The organism is Mycobacterium europaeum (genome assembly GCF_002102155.1).
Lineage (GTDB): Bacteria > Actinomycetota > Actinomycetes > Mycobacteriales > Mycobacteriaceae > Mycobacterium > Mycobacterium europaeum.
Genome location: NZ_LQOU01000070.1, coordinates 34,666 through 56,429, shown reverse-complemented (window position 1 = coordinate 56,429; position 21,764 = coordinate 34,666). Strand labels below are relative to the sequence as shown.

The window sequence follows — 21,764 nt, the reverse complement described above, 5'->3', positions numbered from 1 at the left end:
CGGCGCTCAGGACGTCGAGGCGGCGAGGGTGGCCCTGTGCTGGGGGCAATAGGACGCCACCGAGGCGCCGAGCAGGAAGGCGGCTTCATGGGCCGACAGATCGGTGGCCCTGGCGACGCCCATCACCAGCGAGCTCGGCGTCCTGCCCTTGTCGAGTCCGGCGCACATGTTGTGCCCCGCGGCGATCGCGGCGCCGCGGTCGCCGAAGACGACTCCGTGTCGCTGAATCTCCGCGATGAACGAATCGTCCTGTTGATCGGCCGACGCCGGTGCGGCGAAAACCACCGCGGCGGCGGTGAGGGCGAGCGCGCCGATCGCCGGCCAATTCCCGCGATGCCCATTCATTCGCGTCAAGATCTTCCTCAAAGTGCGGCTGGGTTCCGTAGTGCCAACGGTGGCTGAACGTTAACCAGAATCGCGGGATCTTTCTCGCCGGAGTTAACCGCGCCGCCTCACACCATTCGTCGCGCATCGCGGGGCTCTGCCGGCGGTTCACGTCCGGGCGGGCCGGACGGCCGCGGCGGCGCGGACATCGAAATCTATTGGGGGACAGGGATTACCGGCGCCTGTCGGCGAGTCGCGGGTCGGCCGCCGAGCGGAATCCGCGGGGGCGGGCGTCGCGATCGGCCGGCGCGGGCGCCGCCGGCGAGAGCAAACCGCAACGAAGATTTAACCCGGGCGGGGGTCGCCACGCGCCAAATCCCGTCCCGCGGCGAGAAATCCTGCCCGCCCCATTCCGTGCCGTGCAGCCGCGGTCGTCGGTCCGCCCGCGAGCCGGGGCGGCCGGAACGCAACGCTTTCACCGCGCCCGAAGCGGCGCCGCCGATGCATTGCCCGGTGGCCGTACGGGCGCGCCGCAGCCGCCTTCGGTATGGTCCAAGGAGTGTGCGGAGTCACCGGGGAGGTACGGCTCGACGGGCGGGTCCCCGATGTAGCAGCGGTGTCGGCAATGGCCGCCGTGATGACCCGAAGGGGCCCGGACGCGTCCGGCGCCTGGTCACAGGGCCGCGTCGCGCTCGGACATCGTCGCCTCAAAATCATCGACCTCAGCGAGGCCGGCGCGCAGCCGATGGTCGACCCGGAGCTGGGTCTGTCCATCGCCTTCAACGGCTGCATCTACAACTACAAGGAGCTGCGGAGCGAACTCACCGGGCACGGCTACCGGTTCTTCTCGCACAGTGACACCGAGGTTCTGCTCAAGGCCTACCACCGCTGGGGCGACGACTTCGTCAGCCACCTGCACGGCATGTTCGCGTTTGCCATCGTCGAGCGCGACAGCGGCCGGGTGTTGCTCGGTCGCGACCGGCTGGGGATCAAGCCGCTCTACCTGACCGAGGACGGCCAGCGGATCCGGTTCGCCTCGGCCCTGCCGGCGCTGTTGGCCGGCGGCGGCGTGGACACCCGCATCGACCCCATCGCGCTGCACCACTACATGACGTTCCACTCGGTCGTCCCCGCGCCGCTGACCATCCTCCGGGGCGTCCGCAAGGTGCCGCCGGCGTCGCTGATCGCCATCGAGCCCGACGGCCGGCGCACCACCACCACGTACTGGACCCCGGACTTCACCCGGCACGCCAACCGCGCCGGCTGGTCGGAAACCGACTGGGAAGAGGCGGTGCTCGACGCGCTTCGCATCGCCGTCAAGCGCCGGCTGGTCGCCGACGTGCCGGTCGGCTGCCTGTTGTCCGGCGGGGTCGACTCCAGCCTGATCGTCGGCCTGCTCGCCGAGGCGGGCCAACACGGCCTGATGACGTTCTCCATCGGCTTCGAGGCGGCCGGCGGCGTCGAGGGTGACGAGTTCCGGTGGTCGGACATCATCGCGAAGCGTTTCGAAACCGACCACCATCAGATCCGCATCGGCACCGACCGGATGCTGCCCGCGCTCGACGGCGCGATCGGCGCGATGAGCGAGCCCATGGTCAGCCACGACTGCGTCGCCTTCTATCTGCTCAGCCAGGAAGTGGCGCGGCATGTGAAGGTCGTGCAGTCGGGTCAGGGCGCCGACGAGGTGTTCGCCGGCTACCACTGGTACCCGCCGATGGGCTCGCCGGCCGCGGCGTCGCTTCAGGGCGCGGTCGCCGAGTATCGCGGGGCCTTCTTCGACCGCGACTCGGCGGAGCTGGCCGGCCTGCTGGGGCCGGGCATCATGGCCCCCGGCGACCCCAGCGAGCGCTTCGTCACCGAACACTTCGCGCGCGCCGGCGCCGAGACGGGCGTCGATCGGGCGCTGCGGCTCGACACCACCGTGATGTTGGTGGACGACCCGGTGAAGCGGGTCGACAACATGACCATGGCCTGGGGCCTGGAGGGCCGGGTGCCGTTCCTCGACCACGAGCTGGTCGAGCTGGCGGCGACCTGCCCGCCGGAGTTGAAGATCGCGCACGAGGGCAAGGGCGTCCTCAAGCAGGCCGCGCGGCGGGTGATTCCGTCGGCGGTCATCGACCGGCCCAAGGGGTATTTCCCGGTTCCGGCGCTCACCCACCTGGAGGGGCCGTACTTGGACATGGTGCGCGACGCGCTCTACGCGCCGGTCGCCAAGGAGCGCGGCCTGTTCCGCGCCGAGGCGGTCGACGCCCTGCTGGCCGATCCCAACAGCAAGCTGACACCGCTGCGCGGCAACGAACTCTGGCAGATCGCCCTGCTGGAACTCTGGCTGCAACGGCACGGCATCACGGGTCCGGTGGCATGACCGTGGCCGATCCCCCCGGCGACCACACCGAGGCGATCACGATGGGCCTGCACGACGCCTCGCCGCCGGAGCTGGTGGAGGCGATGGCCAAGGACGTCGAGCTCGAGTTGGGCTGGGGCCGGCTCATTTTCGGACAGACGTTCGCCGATTCGCAGCAGCTGGTGGAGGCGCTGCGCCGGGAGGGGCCCGGCCGCCGCGACATCTGCATCTACGCCCGCGAATCCCACGTGGTGGTGGCCGAAGCGCCGACCGAGCTCTTCATCGACCCCAGCCACACCTACCGCCTGCGCTTCGCCGATGCCACACCCGAGGACCTGTCGGCGCCGCCGCTGGGCATCACCGTGCGCACGCTGAACGACCCGGTCGACGCCGACGCCATGAACCGCGTCTACGTGCGCTGCGGCATGGTGCCCGCCGGGGTCGACGTCATCTGGAACAACCACCTCAACGTGCCGGCGGTGACCTATCTGCTGGCGGTGCGGGACGCGGACGGCGCCGTGGTGGGCACCGTCACCGGCGTCGACCACGAGTTGCTGTTCTCCGATCCCGAGCAGGGGTCGAGCCTGTGGACCCTGGCCGTCGACCCCGCCGCCGGACTGCCCGGGATCGGCGCGGCCCTCACCCGGGCGCTGGCCGAACGCTTCCGCACCGCGGGCCGCGCCTACATGGATCTGTCGGTCGCGCACGACAACGCCGCCGCCATCGGCCTGTACGAGAAGCTCGGCTTCCGCCGCGTCCCGGTGCTGGCGATCAAGCGCAAGAACGCGATCAACGAGCCCCTGTTCAGCCCGCCGCCCGAGACGGTCGACGACCTCAACCCCTACGCGCGGATCATCGCCGACGAGGCGCTGCGCCGCGGGATCTGGGTCGAGGTGCTCGATGCCGAGACCGGCGAGATGCGACTCACCCACGGCGGCCGCAGCGTGGTGACCCGCGAGTCGCTGTCCGAGTACACCTCGGCGGTCGCCATGTGCCGCTGCGACGACAAGCGCCGCACCCGCCGCCTCGTCTCCGAGGCGGGAATCACGGTGCCGCGCGCCCGCCTGGCCACGTTCGACGAAGGCGACCACAACTTCCTCACCGAGGTCGGCGAGGTGGTCGTCAAACCGACCCGCGGGGAGCAGGGGAAGGGCATCACCGTCGGCGTGACCGCCGAAAATGGTTTCCAGGACCTCGCCGACGCCCTGGCCCGCGCGCGTGAGCAATACCCGGACGTGTTGATCGAGCAGCGGGTGCAGGGTGACGACCTTCGGCTGGTGGTGATCGACGGCCGGGTGGTCGCAGCGGCGCTGCGGATGCCGCCGGAGATCATCGGGACGGGCGAGCACAGTATCCGGGACCTGATCGCGGCCGAAAGCCGGCGGCGCTCCGCAGCCACCGGTGGCGAGTCACTCATCCCGCTCGACGACCTCACCGAGGCGACGGTCGCCGAGGCGGGCTGGACGCTGGACGACGTGCTGCCCCAGGGCAGCCGCCTGCGCGTCCGCCGCACCGCCAACCTGCACCAGGGCGGCACCATCCACGACGTCACCGCCGTGGTGAATCCCGAGCTGTGCCGCGTCGCGGTGACGGCCGCCGAGGCGATCGGTATCCCGGTGACGGGCATCGACCTGCTGGTGCCCGACGTCACCGGCGCCGAGTACGCCTTCATCGAGGCCAACGAGCGGCCGGGGCTGGCCAACCACGAACCCCAGCCCACGGCGGCGGCTTTCATCGACTTCCTGTTCCCCGGCCACCCGGGCCAGCCGGCGGCCTGGACCCCCGAGGAGTCGCGCGCCGACCGTGGCTGAGGCTTGCCATCCGCTTCGCTGGGGTAATTCTGAAGATCACTCAGAGAGGAGCCAGATGAGCGGAAGCGTGCAAACCGGGACCATCACCACCCACGTGCCGGCGCGGCTGGACCGCCTGCCCTGGTCGCGATTCCACTGGCGCGTCGTGATCGGGCTCGGCGGCGTGTGGATCCTGGACGGGCTCGAGGTCACGATGGTGGGCAACGTGTCCGCTCGCCTCACCGAAAAGGGCAGCGGTATCGACCTCAACCCGGCGCAGATCGGCCTGGCGGCCGCGTTCTACATCGCGGGCGCGTGCCTGGGCGCGCTGTTCTTCGGGCACCTGACCGACCGGTTCGGGCGGCGCAACCTGTTCATGCTGACCCTGGCGGTGTACCTGGTGGCCACGGTGGCGACCGCGTTCGCTTTCGCCCCCTGGTATTTCTTCGTCACCCGGTTCTTCACCGGCGCCGGCATCGGCGGCGAATACGCCGCGATCAACTCGGCGATCGACGAACTGATCCCCGCCCGCCTGCGCGGCCGCGTCGACCTCATCATCAACGGCACGTACTGGCTCGGCTCCGCCGCGGGCGCCGCCGGTGCGCTCGTGTTGCTGGACACGTCGAACTTCGCGCCCAACGTCGGCTGGCGGCTCGCCTTCGGCGTCGGCGCCATCTTCGGCATCTTCGTGCTGCTCGTGCGGCGCAACGTCCCGGAGAGTCCGCGCTGGTTGTTCATCCACGGCCGCGACGAGGAGGCCGAGCGCGTCGTCGGCCAGATCGAGGAAGCGGTGCGGGCGGAAACCGGCGAGCCGCTGCCCGAGCCACAGGGGCGCAAGCTGAAGATCCGCCAGCGCGAGACGATCTCGTTCCGCGAGATCGCCCGGGTGGCGTTCAAGCTCTACCCGCGGCGCGCGATCCTCGGGCTGGCGCTGTTCACCGGGCAGGCCTTCCTCTACAACGGGGTGACGTTCAACCTCGGCACGCTGTTGAGCGGGTTCTACGGGGTGCCGTCGGGGAAGGTGCCGCTGTTCTTCATCCTGTGGGCGCTGAGCAACTTCATCGGCCCGCTGGCGCTCGGGCACCTGTTCGACAGCATCGGCCGCAAGCCGATGATCACGGCCACCTACCTCGGCTCCGCCGTCGTGGCCGTCGTGCTCGCGATCCTGTTCGTGACGCAGACCGGCGGCGTCTGGGCGTTCATCGGCGTCCTGGCGGTGGCGTTCTTCCTGGCCTCGGCGGGTGCCAGCGCGGCCTACCTGACGGTCAGCGAGATCTTCCCGATGGAGACCAGGGCGCTGGCGATCGCGTTCTTCTACGCGATGGGAACCGCGATCGGCGGCATCACCGGCCCGCTGCTGTTCGGCCAGCTGATCAATTCGGGGGAGCGCGGCCAGGTGCTGTGGTCCTTCCTGACCGGCGCCGCCGTCATGGCGATCGCGGGTCTGGTCGAGTTGTGGCTCGGCATCGCCGCCGAACGGCGCCCGCTCGAAGAGCTGGCATTGCCCCTGACGGTCGACGACGCCGCACACCGGGAGGCCGGCGAGGCCGCGACGCGATAGCGCGGCCGTGCCGGCTTAGCCGAGCAGCTTGGTCAGCCAGGTGGGGTCCTGGTAGTTCACCGACGCGGTGCCATCCCACACGAACGGGGTGGAATTGGCGTTCAGTCCCGACAGCGTCGCGTAGCCGTTCGCCGACTTCGTCTTGCCCGCACCGACGTCGTCGCCCGATTTGATGCACGTCAAGACGTCGGCGTCCGCGCCCACGGTCTTGGCCAGCGAAGCGAGCTCCCCGTCGGTGCGGTCCTCCGGCGCGTCCTCGGCCGGCTGGAAGTTGCTGGCGAACAAGCCCGAATAGAAGGCGGTGTACAGCTTCGGGTCGTTCTGCGCGGCGACGCAGTACGACGCCGCGACGGCCCGGGTCGAGTAGTTCTTGCTGTGCGACTTGTCGTCGAGGAAGTCCAGCAGGTGGTAGCGCACCGCGAGCTTCTTGTTGTTCACCGCGGTGTCGATGTCGCCCGCGTTGGACCGGATGAAACTGCCGCACGGCGGGCAGATGGGTTCGTTGAAGATGTCGATCGTCAACGGCGCCGCCGAGCTGCCCACATACACGCCGTCGTCGAGGACGCGCAGCGCGACGGCGTCCGGCGGGGGCGGTTGCGGGGTCGGCGCGGTCGGGGACGATTCCCACGGCCGGATTATCGCGAGGACCAGGGCCGCGACGGCCAGCACCGCGACACCGGCGACGCCGACCCACAGCCAGGGCTTGCGGCTCGGCCGCGGCGGTTGGGCCCAGGGCGGCGCCCCGACGGGCCCGGCGGATCCCCACGCGGGGGCGCCCGCCCAGCCCGTCGGCTGGGGGACGGGAACCCCGGGGGCCGCCGGCGCGGCCCACATCGCCCCGGACGCGGGGGCGTGCGCCCGGGGCGCCTGGGCAATCCCGGCGGCGTGCTGGTTGGCGAACGCGGCCGGTATCCGTGCCACCTGGCTGCGCTGCAAGATGTCGGTGGCCCGGTCCCGGTCGGGCTCGGCCAGCGCCGCGTAGGCGGCCGCGGACAGGTCACCGCAGGTGGCGTAGCGGTCCGCGGGATCCTTGGCCATCCCGCGCGCGATCACCCCGTCGAAGGCGACCGGGATGCCGGGCCGTGCGGCGCTGGGCCGCGGGATCGGCTGGTGCAGGTGGGCGCCCATGATGCCGACCTGGTCGCCGGTGTACGGCGGGGACCCGGTCAAGCACTCATACAGCACGCAGGCCAGGGCGTAGATGTCGGCCCGGTGGGTGATCTCGGCATCGCTGAACCGCTCCGGGGCCATGTATTTGACGGTTCCCACCGTGGTGCCGATCTGCGTCAGCTTCTCGTCGGACGTGGCGCTGGCGATCCCGAAGTCGACGAGGTAGGCGAAGTCGTCGCCGCTCACCAGGATGTTCTCCGGCTTGACGTCGCGATGCAGCACCCCGGCGGCGTGCGCGGCGTCGAGCGCCGAGCCGATCTGGCGCACGATGGCCACCGCCCGCGGCGGCGACAGCGGGCCGTACCGGCTCAGCATGGTGGCCAGGTCTTTCCCGTCGATCAGGCGCATGTCGACGTAGAGCTGGCCGTCGATCTCGCCGAAGTCATGAATCGGGACGACGTGCGGTTCGTGCAGCCGGCCCGCCGTGCGGGCCTCGCGCTGCATGCGGGAGCGGAAGACGGGGTCGTTGGACAGCGTCTGCGACATCAACTTCAGCGCCACGATCCGCTCGCGCACCGTGTCCTCGGCCTCATAGACGTCGCCCATGCCGCCGCGGCCGACCAGCCGCAGCAGCCGGTAGGGACCGAACTGCGAACCCTCCCGCGAATCCGCGGTCGTGTCACTCATCCCGACTCCTCAGCCACCGACCGTGCGCAGGCATAAGGCTAAGGTTTCGCAGGCCGCCGGGCGCGGCGAATAGTGAAAGCCAGCAAATTCGGTGGGCCCCGATCACCGGGGCTCGTCGTCACCGCCGCTGCGTTCGGCGAGCCCCTCGCGGGACAGCGCGCGGACGAATCCGAAGGCCTGCATCCCGGCCGGCCCGGGGTTTTCGGTGATCCAGTCGTTGATCTTGCCCAGCGCGTTGGCCAGGTCGTCGCGCTTGACGCGGATCAGGTAGGTCAGCCGGTCGTCGTCCGGATCGTCGATCGACTCGGCGACGGCGACGGGATTCTTGAAGGCGTACGCGATCCCGTGCACGGCGTCATGGTTCAGCGCCCACCGAAGTTCGCTGGGCCGCAGCCGGTTCACCGCCAGGTTGCGGTAGTCGTGATCATCTATTGAGCTGCTCACCTGGCCGATAGCCCTCCTCTGTGTGGCTCGAGAAAGTGGACGGTGAGGAACTGAAAACGATGCCGCGCAGGCGATTCGACGCGAGCGTCAAACCGGGCGTTTCCATCATAGGAAGCGAGCGCGTTCGCTGCATTTCGAGCGCCGGCCCGGGCACTCGCCCCCCGGGTGTGACCCGCCGCGCCTGCCAGGCCGAGATCACGAGAGGAGGTGGCTGACCAGTGTCGGGTGGATCAACAGCGCAACGCCCAGAAGCACCAGGGCCGCCGCCGTCACGCGTCTGAGTTGATCGCCGAACGGGGTCGACTTTTCCAGCCAGATCACGACCGCGAGCGCCAGCATCCATGCCAATTGCATTGTGCCGAAGGCGATCAGCAACAACATCAGCAACCAGCAGGAACCGACGCAATAAACGCCGTACCGGCCACCGGCGACAAATGCGCGGCCCGCCCCGCCGAGGCGGCCGGATCCGGCGGGCGCGGCGATCGGCCAGCGGCAGTGCCGCAGGCATGCCGCCTTGAAGGGCGTGAGCTGATGCAGACCCGCGAGCACCGCCACCGCGCCGGCGACGCGGCCGACCCACGAGCACGCGTGAAGCACCGGGTCCAGGCGGACGGACGCAACGTAGGCCGGCAGGCCCACGGCGGCCCACATGGCCAGGTATCCGGTGACGAACATGATCGCCGGCGCAACCTTGCCGGTGGCGGCGTGGGCGTAGCGCCGGACGACGGGCAGGACGGGCGGCAGCATCATCGCGGCCATCATCGCCACCCACGCGATGAGGAAGGCGGCCAGCGACATCGCGGACTGGGCGTTCATCGGCATCGAGTCGCCTTGCGTGGTGGCCATGGCCACCGACCACCACCAGCCCAGACCGGCCACCGCCAGCAGGGTTGCCGGCAACCAGACGTCGCTCCACGACCACTTGGATTGTTGGCTGTCGCCCACGAGGCCACCCCTTCGTCCACATCCCAGCGCGATTTGACCGTACCCTACCCCACCCCGGGTGGGGTAGGGTACGGTGTAGACGGTCGACCGGATGGAGAGCGGTATGGGCGAGGACCTCACGGACAAGAAGCGCGCGGCGCTGAATCGGCTCAAGACGGTTCGGGGCCACCTGGACGGGATCATCCGCATGGTGGAGTCGGACGCGTACTGCGTCGACGTGATGAAGCAGATATCGGCGGTGCAGTCGTCGCTCGAACGCGCGAACCGGGTGATGTTGCACAACCATTTGGAGACGTGCTTCTCCGCCGCGGTGATCGACGGTCGCGGTCAGGCCGCCATTGAGGAGCTGATCGACGCGGTCAAGTTCACGCCGGCGTTGACCGGGCCGCAGGCCCAGCTCACCGGCGCGGCGGTCGGCGAGGCCGCCGCCGACGGCGAGCCGGCTGCCGCCGGAAGCCGGGGATGACGACGGGGTTCGCGGTGCCGGCGACGGCCCGCTTCGACCGGGCAACGAGACGAAGGGATTGGTGAGGACATGCCGTTGCATGGATTTGTGGCAAAGGCGATGCCCGCGGTGGTGACCGGCGTGGTGGGGGCCGCCGCCTACGAGACCCTGGCGAAGGCGCCGTGGCGGAAGGCAACCGTGGTGGCCACCGCATGGGGCATCCGGATGGCCCGCGAGGCGGAGCGCAAGGCGGGGCGGAGCGCCGAGCAGGCTCGGCTGACGGTCGCCGACCTGATGGCCGAGGCAAGGGAGCGCGCCGGATCCGAAGGCGCGCCGCTGACCGTGGCGGGTTCGGGCGACGACGAATGACCGCTGTCCTGTGCGATGTCGACGCCGGCGTGAAGGTCATATCCGACGCGTCCGGGCGAATGCGCGTGCAGGTCAACGGGTTCGGTGTGGATGCGGTGCGGGCCGTCGCGATCGAGGAGACGGTCGCCGAGGTGGCCGGCGTGCAGGCGGTGCAAGCCTATCCGCGCACCGCGTCGGTGGTGATCTGGTACTCGCCCGGGCAGTGCGACACCGCTGCCGTGCTCTCGGCGATCGCCGAAGCCGAACACGTCCCCGCGGAGGCCGTACCCGTGCGCGCTCCGCACTCGGCCGACATCCCCAAGACGGGCGTGGTGCGCAGGCTGGCGAGCGGCATCGGGTTGGCGCTCTTCGGCCTGCGGCAGCGCCCGTCGGAGGGTTCGGCCGACGCCGCGAGTTGCGGCGGCTGCGGTTCCACACCACCGGTCACCTCGGGGTCGCTGCCGCCGGACGAGCAGAGCAGGCGGGAGCGACGCACGTGGCTGCGCCGGGTTTTGCTGGCCTTCCCGCTGGGACTGGTGGCGATGGCGTCGACGATGTTGTTCGGCGCATATTCGTGGGCGGGGTGGGTGGCCTTCGCCGCGACGGTGCCGGTGCAGTTCGTCGCGGGGTGGCCGTTCCTGGTGGGGGCGGTGCGGCAGGCGCGGGCGGGGACCTCCAGCATGGACACGCTGGTGGCGCTGGGCACGCTGACCGCGTTCGTCTACTCCACCTACCAGTTGTTGGTCGGTGGCCCGCTGTTCTTCGACACCTCGGCGCTGATCATCGCGTTCGTGGTGTTGGGCCGCTATTTCGAGGCCAGGGCACACGGCAAGGCGCGAGAGGCCATCAGCAAGCTGCTGGAGATGGGCGCGAAGGAGGCCACGCTGCTCGTCGGCGGCGAGGAGCTTCTCGTGCCGATCGATCAGGTCCAAGTCGGCGACCTGGTGCGGGTGCGCCCGGGGGAGAAGATTCCCGTCGACGGCGAGGTCGTCGACGGGCGCGCCGCAGTCGACGAATCGATGCTGACCGGCGAGTCGGTTCCCGTCGAGAAATCGGTCGGCGACCATGTCGCCGGGGCGACGGTCAACACCGACGGGATCTTGACCGTGCGCGCCACCGCCGTCGGGGCGAACACCGCGTTGGCCCAGATCATCCGGCTGGTGGAGCAGGCACAGGGCGGCAAGGCTCCGGTACAGCGGCTGGCCGATCGCGTCTCGTCGGTGTTCGTGCCGGCGGTGATCGGTGTCGCGGTCGCGACCTTTGCGGGCTGGACGCTGATCGCCGCCAATCCCGTCGCCGGCATGAGCGCCGCGGTCGCGGTGCTGATCATCGCCTGCCCGTGCGCGCTGGGGCTGGCCACTCCGACCGCGATCATGGTCGGGACCGGGCGGGGCGCCGACCTCGGGATCCTGGTCAAGGGCGGCGAGGTCCTGGAAGCGTCGAAGAAGGTCGACACGGTGGTGTTCGACAAGACCGGCACCCTCACCCGCGCCCGGATGCGGGTGACCGACGTCGTCGTGGGCAAGCGGCGCCAGCCCGATCCGGTGTTGCGGGTCGCCGCCGCGGTCGAGTCGGGCTCCGAACACCCGATCGGCGCGGCGATCGTCGCCGCCGCGCGCGAGCGGGAGCTGAAGGTTCCGGCCGTCACGGGGTTCGCGAGCGTCGCCGGGCACGGGGTGCGCGCCGAGGTGGACGGCAAGTCGGTGGTGGTCGGGCGGCGCAAGCTCGTCGACGAGCACGGTCTGCAGTTGCCCGACGACCTCGCCGCGGCGGCCGCCGAGCTGGAAGGGCAGGGCCGCACCGCGGTGTTCGTCGGCCAGGACGGCCAGGTCGTCGGCGTGCTCGCCGTGGCGGACACGGTGAAAGACGACGCCGCGGGCGTGGTCCGGCAGCTGCACGACATGGGGCTGCAGGTCGCCATGATCACCGGGGACAACGCCCGCACGGCTCACGCGATCGCCGGACAGCTCGGCATCGACCGCGTGCTGGCCGAGGTGCTGCCGCAGGACAAAGTCGCCGAGGTGCGCCGCCTGCAGGACGAGGGCCGGGTCGTCGCGATGGTGGGCGATGGTGTCAACGACGCCCCGGCGCTGGTGCAGGCCGACCTGGGCATTGCGATCGGGACTGGCACCGACGTGGCCATCGAGGCCTCCGACATCACGCTGATGTCCGATCGCCTCGACGGTGTGGTGCGCTCGATCCAGCTTTCCCGGCAAACCCTGCGCACCATTTACCAGAACCTCGGCTGGGCCTTCGGCTACAACACCGCCGCCATCCCGCTCGCCGCCCTGGGTTCACTGAATCCCGTGGTGGCCGGCGCGGCGATGGGTTTCTCGTCGGTCAGCGTCGTGACGAATTCGCTGCGACTCCGCCGTTTCGGTCGTGAAATGGACCACGAACGAGACGTTGCCGGGCCGAAAAGCGTTGAGAATCAAGACGTTCGGAGAGGATGACCGAGGAGGTCGGGATGGCTGGATTCAGCCGGCGGACGGCGCTCGTTGCGCTCGGCGCCAGCGCCGCGGCGGGCGTCGGGGTCGTGCTGCGCGTCGCGGCGGGGCCCGCCGTGCGGATCCGCCTGGCCGATTGTGGCGGCATGATGGGCGCCGGCCACGCCGACATGCGGGCATACATGGACATGTTCCACCGACACGCGGAGATCACCCGCACGGTTGAGGAGATCCCCGGCGGCGTACGCACCACGACCCAATCCGCGGCCCCCGACCTCACCGCCCAGCTGCACGCCCACGTCTCGAGCATGTACGCGCATTTGGATCAGGGCACCGAGGTGATGTGTATGAGCCAGACCCTGCCGACGCTGTTCCGCAACGCCGGTAATTACCGCCGCCAGCTGACGCTCACGCCCACCGGCGTCATCGCCGAGGAAACCTCCGATGACCCGGCGCTCACCGAGGTGATCCGTGCCCACGCCCGCGAGGTGACCGGGTTCGTACAGGACGGCATGCCGGCAATGATGCGGGGAATGATGGGGCCCGGCTGCATGAGAGGGCCCGGCGGCATGATGGGTCCCGGCGGGATGATGGGACCGCCCTGACATCACGGCCCGGACGCCGGGGTCAGCAGCAGTCGTCCCCGCGCCACGATCCGACGCCTTCCCAGACGGCGGCTGCCGCCACCCCGAGACCGATCATCGGGTCCAGCCACCAGCCACCGGGCCACACGGCGGTGACGGCCAGACCGACCAACACCGCCGCGGCCTGCGCGGCGCACAGGTAGTTTTGCTTGCCCTCTCCGGCGGTAGCCCCCGAGCCGAGACGGGCGGCGAGTCGGTGTTTCGTCCAGCCGAGTACCGGCATGACGATCAGCGCGAGGGCGGTCAGCGCGATCCCGATCATCGTGGTCCGGGCTTGGTGCTCGTCGAGCAGGTTGTGGATCGACTCGGCGGCGATGTAGGGCGCGATGAGCCAGAACGAGACGGCCACTCCACGCTGGGCCCGCCGTTCGGCGGTCTCGGACAGGGTGCGCGAACCCGTGAAGCGCCAGACGACGATCACGCTGGCGAGCCCCTCCACTGCGCTGCCCAGTGCCCAGCCGGTCAGCGCGATCGAGCCGACGGCGAAGCCCTGCCAGAGCCCGACCGCACCCTCGATGAGCATCCAGACCAGGCTGGCCCAGGCCAGCCATCGAGCGGCCAGCGCCGCGCGATGCCAGGCGGCATCGCGCGTGAGCGGCGTGGGCAGTGAGTCGCCGCAGGGACCTTTGCACGCGCACTGGGTCGTGGCGTCGGCCGGCTGGTCGATGGTCATGGCGTCACCTCGCATCGGGGGTCGTCGTCTTCCGTCCCGTAGACGGGACAGAGCGCGACGGCCTGCCCCGTCGCAGCCAGCACCGTCTCTGCGGCGCTCAGCAGGTCGATCAGCGCGGGCTGAGTCAGCCGGAACAACGAGGCGCGCCCGATCGGTTCGGAATCCACCAAGCCGCAATCCTTGAGGCAGCCCAGGTGTTTGGAGACGGTCGACTGGGTCAGCCCGACCGCACCGACCATGTCGGTGACCCGCGCCGGCCCGGCGGCCAGGTGCCGCACGATGGCGAGCCGGGTGGGGTCGCCCAGCGACCGGAACAATGCGGCGGCGGGGGTGAGTTCTATCCGCTGCACTTCCTTCGCGGCAGCGGCCGCATTCATTCCCATTGGGGAATGTTATCGCCTGGCGGCGACCGCGGTACCCGGCCCGCTCACCGGCGGTATTTCACGAACAGGTAGTCGTCACAAACCAGTGCGTGTTCGAGGCGCATCGGCACGGGCGCGGTCAGTGCCGACGGGGTCAATCGCTGCCCAACCGGCTGGCTCGCGGCAAGTTTGGGGGCCAGCGTCACGCAGATCTCGTCGACCGCGCCGGCCTCCACCAGCTCGTCGAGCACGGTCGGGCCGCCCTCGCACAGGATGCGGCGCAAGCCCCCCGCGCGCAGCAGCGCGACGGCGCGCGCCACGTCCACGGCGTCCTCGCCGGCCACCAGCACCTGCCGCCGGCCGGCGTCGCCGGGGTCGTCTCGCACCGCCGGGGCGTGCGCGCACGTCACCAGGATCGGTGGCTGGCCGGGGTCGCCGAGCAGCCTCGGCGGCAGCTGGCCGCTGCGGCTGATCACCGCGATCGGCGGCGGGGTCCGCCCCGGGTCCGCGAGCCGCACCGGCCCGTAGTTCTCCGCCCGCGCCGTCCCCGCGCCCACCAGCACGACGTCGGCGAAGCCGCGCAGGATTCTCAGCAGTTGCTGGTCGGCCGGACACGACAGCGGACCCGCCCGGCCGCCGAACGCGGCGGCGCCGTCGGCGCTGAAGATCATGTTGACCCGCACCCCGTCCGGGGCATCGGCGTAGAACGGCGCGAGTTCGTTGACACCGGCGACGGTGCCCACCCGGGGAGTCACGCCTAGGCCTCGTGGCCGGGTTCCAGATGGCGGACGTCGCGGAAGGACACCCAGCGTTCGAGTTCCTCCGGCGGCTTGCCGTCCACCGGCGCGAGCAGGTGCCCGACGTGGTCGCCCAGCGAGAACCTGTCGAGAATTTCGCCGAGGAACCATGCGGCGGCGTCGTCGAGAATGGGCACCCCGGCCGGGCCGGCGTGCCACGAGCAGCGGTCGAACTTGGCGACGGTGTCGCCGGTTTGGCTGCCGAACAGCTCCACGACGTCGAGGTGGTCGTGGTCGAACAGGTGCACCGCCAAGTGAGTCGCCTTGGCGGCGACGCGGAAGGTGTGGTTCTTCTTGGACAGGCCGACCAGGAGTCGGGGCGGGTGAATGCTGGTCTGGCAGGCGAACCCGACCAGACAGCCCGCCGAGACGTCGCCGGCCGACGTGGTCACCACGTACATCGGGTAATTGAGCAGCCCCACCAGCTTTTCGAACGCGTCTTCTCCCGGGTCGGTCATCCGCTCAGTCTTCCCGTTCGAGGCGCCGGCGAACCGGGCGGCGCCCCTAGCTCTGGCAGCAGGGCTCGTCGGCGGTGTCCGAAAAGGTGTCGGAGTCGGCGATCACGGTGTAGACCTCCCAGCGTTCCCCGCCGGGGCCGGTGACCCACACCTTGTCCTGGGTGGCGAAGCAACACGTGGTGTCGAGCTCCTCGTCGGTGACCAGTCCCCGGTCGCCCAGGCGGGCGATTTCGGCGTGCACCGTCTCACTGGAGGCGACTTCCACCCCGAGGTGGTTGAGGCTGCCGCCGTGACCGGGGTTCTCGAGCAGCACGAGCTTGAGTGGCGGCTCGGCGATCGCGAAATTGGCGTAGCCGGGCTTGATTTTGGCCGGTTCGGTGTCGAACAGCTTGGAGTAGAACGCGATCGCCTCCTGTAGGTCGTTGACGTTGAGGGCGAGTTGCACGCGAGACATGATGTCCTTTCCTCGGGTGCGGGTTAGGCGGTTGCCGTGGGCAGCAGTTCGGCGATCAACGCCGCGACGCGCTCGGCGAGGTCGTCGCGGATGGCACGCACGGTGGCCAGCGGTTGGCCCGCCGGGTCGGGCACTTTCCAGTCGCGGTAGGACACCCCCGGAAAGTAGGGGCAGGTGTCGCCGCAGCCCATGGTGATCACCACGTCGCTGGTCTGCACGTCTTCGCCGGTGAGGATTTTCGGGTTGGCGGCGGTGATGTCGATGCCCCGTTCGGCCATGGCCGCGATCGCGACGGGGTTGACCTCGTCGGCGGGCTGCGTTCCCGCGGAACGGACTTCGATGCGTCCGTCGGCCATCTGGCCCAGCAGGGCGGCGGCCATCTGTGAGCGGCCGGCGTTGTGCACGCAGACGAACAGGACGCTGGGCTTACCGGCCATCGGTGGGGGCTCCTGGGGCCGGGTCGTCGCGGAACAGCCGGGCGCGCAGTGCAAGCGACACGTAGACCAACCCGATCAGCACGGGTACCTCGATCAGGGGGCCGACCACCCCGGCGAGGGCCTGCCCGGACGTGACGCCGTACGTGGCGATGGCCACCGCGATGGCCAGTTCGAAGTTGTTGCCGGCGGCGGTGAACGCCAGGGTGGCGGTGCGGGCGTAGCCGAGGCGCAACACGAGTCCGAGGGCATACCCGCCCGCCCACATGATCGCGAAGTAGGCCAGCAGCGGGATCGCGATCCGGGCCACATCCAGTGGCCGGGAAGTGATCTCGTGGCCTTGCAGGGCGAACAGGATCACGATGGTGAACAGCAGCCCGTACAGGGCCCAGGGACCGATGCGGGGGAGGAACCGCGTCTCGTACCAGTCGCGGCCCCGGAAGCGTTCGCCCAGTCGGCGCGAGGAATATCCGGCCAGCAGCGGAATGCCGAGGAAGATGAGCACGGCCTTGGCGATCTGCCATGGGGAGACGTGGATGCCCGTCTGCGACAGGCCCAGCCAGCCGGGCAGCACTGACAGGTAGAACCAGCCCAGCGCGGCGAACATGACCACCTGGAACAGTGAATTCAGCGCGACCAGCACGGCGGCGGCCTCCCGGTCCCCGCAGGCCAGGTCGTTCCAGATGATGACCATGGCGATGCAGCGCGCCAATCCGACGATGATCAGCCCGGTGCGGTACTCGGGCAGGTCGGGCAGCAGGGCCCAGGCCAACACGAACATCACCGCGGGTCCCACCACCCAGTTGAGCACCAGGGAGGACACCATCAGCTTCCGGTCGGTCGTGACCTCGTCGAGCCGGTCGTAGCGGACCTTGGCCAGCACCGGATACATCATGACCAACAGGCCCAGTGCGATCGGGAGCGAAACGCCTTGCACGCTAACGGCACTCAGGGCCGACCCGAGTCCCGGCACGATGCGGCCCAACAACAGGCCGGCGGCCATCGCCGCGCCGATCCATACCGGCAGGAACCGGTCCATGGTGGGGAGCCGGCTCGCCGCCGCGGTGGGCGCCGTGGCACGAATGTCGGTCATGGCTTCAGCACCGACGAAAGACGCTGCAGCGCAGCGGGAATCACCCAGTAGTACACCCAGGTGCCGCGCCGCTCGCAGTCCAGCAGCCCGGCCGAACGCAGCAGCTTGAGGTGATGGGAGATCGTCGGCTGCGACAGATCGAAGGTCGCCGAGATCTCGCAGACGCACGCCTCCCCGCCAGGGTGGCTGGCGATCAGGCTCAACAACCTCAGGCGCACCGGATCGCCCAGCGCTTTGAACATGGCCGCCAATTCGGACGCCTGCGAATCGGCCATCGCGGCCGTTCCCAGCGTCGGGCAGCAGGTCTGCAGTTGATTCGACATTCTTCTATATAAACACATATCGAATCAATGTGCCACCCTCACGTGGTCGTCGGTGGTGACCGCAGCGCCGACCCGGTGAGCCAGGCATCGAGCGACAATGTGCCGGCCCCGGCGAATAGTAGGAACAGGCTGCCGCATAGCTGGGCCAGGTCGACGCGGGATTCGTGGATGAAGTCCCACCACCCGTGTTCGCGGCCGAAGAGCGGGGCCTGGCAACACAAGAGGGGCAGCTTGGTGATGAGCAACGCCCCGAGCATGTCGACGATCATCGGCGAGGCGGCCAGCCGGGTCAACAGCCCGAGGAGGATCAGCGTGCCGCAGCCGATTTCGAAGGCTCCGTCCAGCGTGGAAAAGAACGCAGGTGCCGGGATGCCCGCCTTCTCGAACCTGCCGGTGCCCAGCGCGGCCGGTCGAAGAAACTTCAGAACGCCCTCGCACAGGAACACCAGTCCCACATAGAAGCGAATCAGCACCACCGCGGCCGGGGCGCGTGTCGAGAGCGCCGGTGCGAGTCGCGATCCGGGGCTAATCATGTGTGGCCTCCTCGTGATCAGAATCCCTTGGGGCCCGCCGAATCGCGTAGGCGGCGATGCCGATGGCGAGCACCACCAGGCCGGACAGCACCGACGACAGGGGCATCGCGAATGCCAGTATCGCGCAGCCGATCAACCCGACTACCGGGATCGCGCGGACCGGGCGGCCCTCGTCCGGCCGGAGGGTGAAAGCGGAGGCGTTGGCGACCGCGTAGTAGATCAACACCGCGAACGAGGAAAAACCGATCGCATCCCTGAGGTCGACGGTGGCGGCCAACGCTGCCACGACGGCACCGATCAGCAGCTCGGCGCGGTGCGGCACCCGGAAGCTCGGGTGCACGGCGGTCAGCCAGTGGGGGAGGTGGTGGTCGCGGGCCATGGCCAAGGTGGTGCGCGAGACGCCGAGGACCAGTGCCAGCAGCGATCCCAGCGCCGCGACCGCCGCGCCCACCTGTACGACGGGGACGAGCCACCCCGTCCCGGCCGCCCGCACGGTGTCGACCAGCGGCGCCGTCGCGTGGCCGAGGCGCCGTGGCCCCAACACCGCGACCGCGGCCACCGCCACCAGGGTGTAGACGGCCAGGGCGATGCCGAGCGCCAGCGGGATCGCCCGCGGAATGGTGCGCGCCGGGTCGCGCACCTCCTCGCCCAGGGTCGCGATGCGCGCGTAGCCGGCGAAGGCGAAGAACAGCAGCCCGGCCGCCTGAATCACCCCGCCGACCGTCGTCCCGGACGGGCGAAGTTGTTCGGCGCTAACCGTTCCCGACGCGAAGGTGGCAACCACCACCGCGGCGAGCACGGCCAACACGAGCGCGACGATCACGCGGGTCAGCCAGGCCGACTTCTGCACCCCGGCGTAGTTGACCGCGGTCAGCGCGACCACCGCGGCGACCGCCACCGCGTGCGCCTGCGACGGCCACGCGTAGGAGCCGACGGTCAGGGCCATCGCCGCGCACGAGGCGGTCTTGCCGACGACGAAACCCCAACCCGCCAGATATCCCCAGAAGTCGCCCAACCGCTCGCGGCCGTAGACGTAGGTGCCGCCGGAGGCGGGGTAGCGAGCGGCCAGCCGGGCGGAGGAGGTGGCGTTGCAGTAGGCCACCAGCGCCGCCAGCGCCAGGCCCAGCAGCAGGCCGGGCCCCGCCGCGCGCGCCGCCGGGCCGAGAGCGGCGAAGATACCGGCGCCGATCATGGAGCCCAGCCCGATCATCACCGCGTCGAACACGCCCAGGCTGCGGCGAAGTCCGCCGGTGTCGTTGTCGCCCAATGGCTCTCCTCACCGCGCAGGCAGCGCCCAACCTATCAAATTGATTTGAGGTATTGTCCGAGGGGTGTCGGCTACCGATCGTCCCGCGGTGCCGCAGCTGATGCGGATGGCGTCGCATCCGGTGCGCTGGGCGCTGCTGAGCGAACTCGTGGGCGGCGACCACCGGGTGCGGGAGTTGGCCGCCGCCGTGGGCGAGCCGCAGAACCTGGTTTCGTATCACCTGCGGCTGCTGCGCTCGGCCGGGCTGGTGCACGCGCGGCGCAGCAGTTTCGACGGTCGAGACACCTACTACCGCGTGAACCTGACCGGATGCGCCGGAGCGTTCCGGGACGCGGCCGCGGCGCTGCATCCCGCGCTCGCGCCGGCGCCGCTCGCCACGCCGCCCGCCCGGTCGGTGCTGTTCTTGTGCACCGGCAACAGCGCGCGCTCACCCATGGCCGAGGCGCTGCTGAAGACGCGGGGACGGGGCCGCATCCGCGCGGCGAGCGCGGGCAGCCATCCCAAACCGCACCTGCACCCCAACGCGATACGCGTCATGCGCGAGAGGTACGGCATCGACCTCGCCGGGCGCCGGCCCCAACCGTTGACCGCGGTGGCCCGCCGCAACTTCGATTGCGTGATCACCCTGTGCGACAAGGTCCGCGAGTATGCGCACGAGCATGGCCCGGACGTGACGATGCACTGGAGCCTGCCCGACCCGTCGGCCCACGGCGCGAGATACCCGGAATTCGGCCGGGTGGCAGACGAATTGGAAGACCGCATCGAATTCCTGGTGCCCGCCCTCGGCGCGTGTCCGCGGGGGCGATGACCGTGTCGCTCGATCGGCGCGGCTTCTTCAAGTGGGGTGGCCTGGCGGCGCTGGCCGCAAGTGGGGGCGCCGGCACCGTCTCCGCCTGCGCACGGCCCACCCGGCCCCTCGGCAAAGCCGATCACACGTTGCGGATCGGTACCGCCACCGTGGAGTTGGCCCCGGGCCACGTGGTGTCGACCTTGACCTACAACGGGCAGTTCCCCGGCCCGCTGCTGCGGTTCGACGAGGGCCGGCGAACGACGGTGGATGTCTTCAACGACACCGATTCGCCCGAGCAGCTGCATTGGCACGGCCAGCACGTCGGCGTCGACGTCGACGGTTCCGCGGAGGAGGGCACGCCCTACATCCCCGCGCACGGCATGCGGCGGATTTCCTTCGTGCCGGGGCCGGCGGGTTTTCGCTTCTACCACACGCACGTGGTGCCGCGGGCCGACCTGTCCCGCGGCCAATACAGCGGCCTGGTCGGCCCCGTCTACATCGAGCCCAGGCAGCACGTCGGTGCGTACGACCAAGAGATCTTCCTGACGCTCAAGGAATTCGAGCCCAGTCTCACCCGCGGGGGCGACATGGCCGCGGACTTCCTGGCCGGTGAACAGCAACCCGACTTGAAAGACAAGGGGGAGTCATCGATGGCGGCGTCGCTCGGCCGTGGCGACCCGCGCGGGTTCGAGGTCGGCTACGGGGCGTTCGCCGTCAACGGACGGATGCTGGGCCACAGCGACCCCATCCGGGTCCGGACCGGTCAGCGGGTGCTGCTGCACGTGCTGAACGCGAGCGCCACCGAAACGCGGAGCCTGGCCCTGCCGGGTCACGCCTTCACCGTGGTGGCGCTGGACGGTAACCCGGTACCCACCCCGGCGTCGGTGCCGGTGCTGTGGCTCGGTGCCGGCGAACGCGTTTCGGCCCTCGTCGCGATGATCAACCCGGGGGTGTGGGTGCTGGGGGACGTGTCCGACGACGACCGCGGCCACGGCATGGGCGTCGTCGTGGAGTATGCCGGCCGCGGCGGGGATCCGCAGTGGGCGCCGCCGCCGTCGTTCAAGTGGGATTACCGGCTGTTCGCGCGGCCCGCCCCCGTTCCGCCACCCGAGCGCACGATCGAGCTGCTGATCGAGAAGCGCAACGCCGCCGACAACGGTTTCAACCTCTGGACCTTCAACGGCACACCGTTTTCCATGGACACCAACCGACCGGTGCTCGACCTGGAACGGGACAAGCGCTACCGGCTGCGCTTCCGCAATGCCAGCGACGACATGCACCCGATGCATCTGCATCGGCACACGTTCGAGATCACCGGATTCGCCGGCACGCCAACGGCCGGCGTGCGCAAGGACGTCGCGATGCTGGGCGGCTACCAGAGCATGGAGGTCGACTTCGTCGCCGACCAGCCCGGCCTGTCGCTGCTGCACTGCCACCAGCAGATCCACATGGATTACGGCCTCATGCTCTTGCTCAACAGCGCCTGATCCG

Annotated in this window: 21 protein-coding genes and 1 pseudogene; 9 read left to right on the top strand and 13 right to left on the bottom strand. The window is 70.0% G+C overall.

Annotated elements, in window-relative coordinates:
- Nucleotides 1-6: 6 nt before the first annotated feature.
- Complete coding sequence (locus AWC03_RS26350) at nt 7-345, bottom strand: DUF732 domain-containing protein (RefSeq protein WP_085243641.1); 339 nt, start codon at nt 343-345, stop codon at nt 7-9.
- A gap of 538 nt (nt 346-883) precedes the next feature.
- On the opposite strand from AWC03_RS26350, the gene AWC03_RS26345 reads away from it, so the two are divergent.
- The 3 genes from AWC03_RS26345 to AWC03_RS26335 are packed head-to-tail and all read left to right on the top strand — an operon-like array spanning nt 884 to nt 6,019.
- On the top strand, nt 884-2,689 hold the full coding sequence (locus AWC03_RS26345) for an N-acetylglutaminylglutamine amidotransferase (RefSeq protein ID WP_085243640.1): 1,806 nt from the start codon (nt 884-886) through the stop codon (nt 2,687-2,689).
- Nucleotides 2,686-4,479 carry an N-acetylglutaminylglutamine synthetase gene (ngg, locus tag AWC03_RS26340; protein WP_085243639.1) on the top strand — a complete coding sequence of 598 codons (1,794 nt, stop codon included), beginning with the start codon at nt 2,686-2,688 and terminating at the stop codon, nt 4,477-4,479. The genes AWC03_RS26345 and ngg overlap by 4 nt, the downstream gene beginning before the upstream one ends.
- Before the next feature lie 55 nt (nt 4,480-4,534).
- Complete coding sequence (locus AWC03_RS26335; protein ID WP_085243638.1) at nt 4,535-6,019, top strand: MFS transporter; 1,485 nt, start codon at nt 4,535-4,537, stop codon at nt 6,017-6,019.
- A 15-nt stretch (nt 6,020-6,034) separates the two neighbouring features.
- On the opposite strand, the gene AWC03_RS26330 is transcribed toward AWC03_RS26335, so the two are convergent.
- The 3 genes from AWC03_RS26330 to AWC03_RS26320 all read right to left on the bottom strand — a co-directional run bounded on the left by AWC03_RS26330 (nt 6,035) and on the right by AWC03_RS26320 (nt 9,205).
- Entirely contained in the window at nt 6,035-7,816 is a 1,782-nt protein-coding gene (locus AWC03_RS26330) for a serine/threonine protein kinase PknE (RefSeq protein WP_085243637.1), read from the bottom strand.
- Nucleotides 7,817-7,918: 102 nt separating this feature from the next.
- A complete protein-coding gene (locus tag AWC03_RS26325) occupies nt 7,919-8,260 on the bottom strand; it encodes a hypothetical protein (protein WP_085243636.1) in 342 nt (113 codons plus the stop codon).
- A gap of 195 nt (nt 8,261-8,455) precedes the next feature.
- Nucleotides 8,456-9,205: a DUF2182 domain-containing protein gene (locus AWC03_RS26320; RefSeq protein WP_085243635.1), complete on the bottom strand. Its 750-nt coding sequence runs from the start codon at nt 9,203-9,205 to the stop codon at nt 8,456-8,458.
- A gap of 103 nt (nt 9,206-9,308) precedes the next feature.
- Between AWC03_RS26320 and csoR the strand changes: the two genes are divergently transcribed.
- The 4 genes from csoR (at nt 9,309) to AWC03_RS26300 (ending at nt 13,050) form a co-directional block, all read left to right on the top strand.
- Nucleotides 9,309-9,671 (top strand): copper-sensing transcriptional repressor CsoR, encoded by a 363-nt coding sequence (gene csoR, locus AWC03_RS26315; protein ID WP_085243634.1) that lies wholly within the window; start codon nt 9,309-9,311, stop codon nt 9,669-9,671.
- Nucleotides 9,672-9,740: 69 nt separating this feature from the next.
- On the top strand, nt 9,741-10,019 hold the full coding sequence (locus tag AWC03_RS26310; protein ID WP_085243633.1) for a DUF1490 family protein: 279 nt from the start codon (nt 9,741-9,743) through the stop codon (nt 10,017-10,019).
- Between the two features lie 59 nt (nt 10,020-10,078).
- Nucleotides 10,079-12,451: a copper-translocating P-type ATPase gene (locus AWC03_RS26305; RefSeq protein WP_142278529.1), complete on the top strand. Its 2,373-nt coding sequence runs from the start codon at nt 10,079-10,081 to the stop codon at nt 12,449-12,451.
- A 14-nt stretch (nt 12,452-12,465) separates the two neighbouring features.
- Nucleotides 12,466-13,050, top strand: a complete 585-nt coding sequence (locus AWC03_RS26300; protein WP_085243648.1) for a hypothetical protein — start codon at nt 12,466-12,468, stop codon at nt 13,048-13,050.
- Between the two features lie 22 nt (nt 13,051-13,072).
- Here AWC03_RS26300 and AWC03_RS26295 read toward each other — a convergent pair whose 3' ends face one another.
- The 9 genes and pseudogenes from AWC03_RS26295 to AWC03_RS26250 all read right to left on the bottom strand — a co-directional run bounded on the left by AWC03_RS26295 (nt 13,073) and on the right by AWC03_RS26250 (nt 19,483).
- A complete protein-coding gene (locus AWC03_RS26295; RefSeq protein WP_085243632.1) occupies nt 13,073-13,762 on the bottom strand; it encodes a cation efflux transmembrane domain-containing protein in 690 nt (229 codons plus the stop codon).
- A complete protein-coding gene (locus AWC03_RS26290; protein WP_420845702.1) occupies nt 13,759-14,145 on the bottom strand; it encodes an ArsR/SmtB family transcription factor in 387 nt (128 codons plus the stop codon). Before AWC03_RS26290 ends, AWC03_RS26295 begins: the two co-directional genes overlap by 4 nt.
- A gap of 44 nt (nt 14,146-14,189) precedes the next feature.
- A complete protein-coding gene (locus tag AWC03_RS26285) occupies nt 14,190-14,879 on the bottom strand; it encodes a pyrimidine reductase family protein (RefSeq protein ID WP_085243630.1) in 690 nt (229 codons plus the stop codon).
- A 2-nt stretch (nt 14,880-14,881) separates the two neighbouring features.
- On the bottom strand, nt 14,882-15,379 hold the full coding sequence (locus tag AWC03_RS26280; RefSeq protein ID WP_085243629.1) for a flavin reductase family protein: 498 nt from the start codon (nt 15,377-15,379) through the stop codon (nt 14,882-14,884).
- Nucleotides 15,380-15,425: 46 nt separating this feature from the next.
- Nucleotides 15,426-15,833, bottom strand: a complete 408-nt coding sequence (locus AWC03_RS26275) for an ArsI/CadI family heavy metal resistance metalloenzyme (RefSeq protein ID WP_085243628.1) — start codon at nt 15,831-15,833, stop codon at nt 15,426-15,428.
- Between the two features lie 23 nt (nt 15,834-15,856).
- Nucleotides 15,857-17,360, bottom strand: a pseudogene (gene arsB / locus AWC03_RS26265) (ACR3 family arsenite efflux transporter).
- Nucleotides 17,357-17,683 (bottom strand): ArsR/SmtB family transcription factor, encoded by a 327-nt coding sequence (locus AWC03_RS26260; protein WP_085243625.1) that lies wholly within the window; start codon nt 17,681-17,683, stop codon nt 17,357-17,359. The pseudogene arsB and the gene AWC03_RS26260 overlap by 4 nt, the downstream one beginning before the upstream one ends.
- A gap of 38 nt (nt 17,684-17,721) precedes the next feature.
- Nucleotides 17,722-18,216, bottom strand: coding sequence for a DoxX family protein (locus tag AWC03_RS26255; protein ID WP_085243624.1), 495 nt, complete (start codon nt 18,214-18,216; stop codon nt 17,722-17,724).
- Entirely contained in the window at nt 18,209-19,483 is a 1,275-nt protein-coding gene (locus AWC03_RS26250; protein WP_085243623.1) for an APC family permease, read from the bottom strand. Before AWC03_RS26250 ends, AWC03_RS26255 begins: the two co-directional genes overlap by 8 nt.
- A gap of 64 nt (nt 19,484-19,547) precedes the next feature.
- Between AWC03_RS26250 and AWC03_RS28170 the strand changes: the two genes are divergently transcribed.
- A complete protein-coding gene (locus AWC03_RS28170; protein ID WP_276327162.1) occupies nt 19,548-20,291 on the top strand; it encodes an arsenate reductase/protein-tyrosine-phosphatase family protein in 744 nt (247 codons plus the stop codon).
- Nucleotides 20,288-21,760, top strand: coding sequence for a multicopper oxidase family protein (locus AWC03_RS26240; RefSeq protein WP_085243647.1), 1,473 nt, complete (start codon nt 20,288-20,290; stop codon nt 21,758-21,760). The genes AWC03_RS28170 and AWC03_RS26240 overlap by 4 nt, the downstream gene beginning before the upstream one ends.
- Nucleotides 21,761-21,764: the final 4 nt, after the last annotated feature.

What these genes read in the sequence shown, in the direction of transcription:
- AWC03_RS26310 (WP_085243633.1), top strand. Translation starts at nt 9,741, where the DNA reads ATGCCGTTGCATGGATTTGTGGCAAAGGCGATGCCCGCGGTGGTGACC.
- AWC03_RS26290 (WP_420845702.1), bottom strand. Translation starts at nt 14,145, where the DNA reads ATGGGAATGAATGCGGCCGCTGCCGCGAAGGAAGTGCAGCGGATAGAA.
- AWC03_RS26260 (WP_085243625.1), bottom strand. Translation starts at nt 17,683, where the DNA reads ATGTCGAATCAACTGCAGACCTGCTGCCCGACGCTGGGAACGGCCGCG.
- csoR (WP_085243634.1), top strand. Translation starts at nt 9,309, where the DNA reads ATGGGCGAGGACCTCACGGACAAGAAGCGCGCGGCGCTGAATCGGCTC.
- ngg (WP_085243639.1), top strand. Translation starts at nt 2,686, where the DNA reads ATGACCGTGGCCGATCCCCCCGGCGACCACACCGAGGCGATCACGATG.
- AWC03_RS26300 (WP_085243648.1), top strand. Translation starts at nt 12,466, where the DNA reads ATGGCTGGATTCAGCCGGCGGACGGCGCTCGTTGCGCTCGGCGCCAGC.
- AWC03_RS26295 (WP_085243632.1), bottom strand. Translation starts at nt 13,762, where the DNA reads ATGACCATCGACCAGCCGGCCGACGCCACGACCCAGTGCGCGTGCAAA.
- AWC03_RS26350 (WP_085243641.1), bottom strand. Translation starts at nt 345, where the DNA reads ATGAATGGGCATCGCGGGAATTGGCCGGCGATCGGCGCGCTCGCCCTC.
- AWC03_RS26275 (WP_085243628.1), bottom strand. Translation starts at nt 15,833, where the DNA reads ATGTCTCGCGTGCAACTCGCCCTCAACGTCAACGACCTACAGGAGGCG.
- AWC03_RS26305 (WP_142278529.1), top strand. Translation starts at nt 10,079, where the DNA reads ATGCGCGTGCAGGTCAACGGGTTCGGTGTGGATGCGGTGCGGGCCGTC.
- AWC03_RS26330 (WP_085243637.1), bottom strand. Translation starts at nt 7,816, where the DNA reads ATGAGTGACACGACCGCGGATTCGCGGGAGGGTTCGCAGTTCGGTCCC.
- AWC03_RS26255 (WP_085243624.1), bottom strand. Translation starts at nt 18,216, where the DNA reads ATGATTAGCCCCGGATCGCGACTCGCACCGGCGCTCTCGACACGCGCC.
- AWC03_RS26240 (WP_085243647.1), top strand. Translation starts at nt 20,288, where the DNA reads ATGACCGTGTCGCTCGATCGGCGCGGCTTCTTCAAGTGGGGTGGCCTG.
- AWC03_RS26280 (WP_085243629.1), bottom strand. Translation starts at nt 15,379, where the DNA reads ATGACCGACCCGGGAGAAGACGCGTTCGAAAAGCTGGTGGGGCTGCTC.
- AWC03_RS26335 (WP_085243638.1), top strand. Translation starts at nt 4,535, where the DNA reads ATGAGCGGAAGCGTGCAAACCGGGACCATCACCACCCACGTGCCGGCG.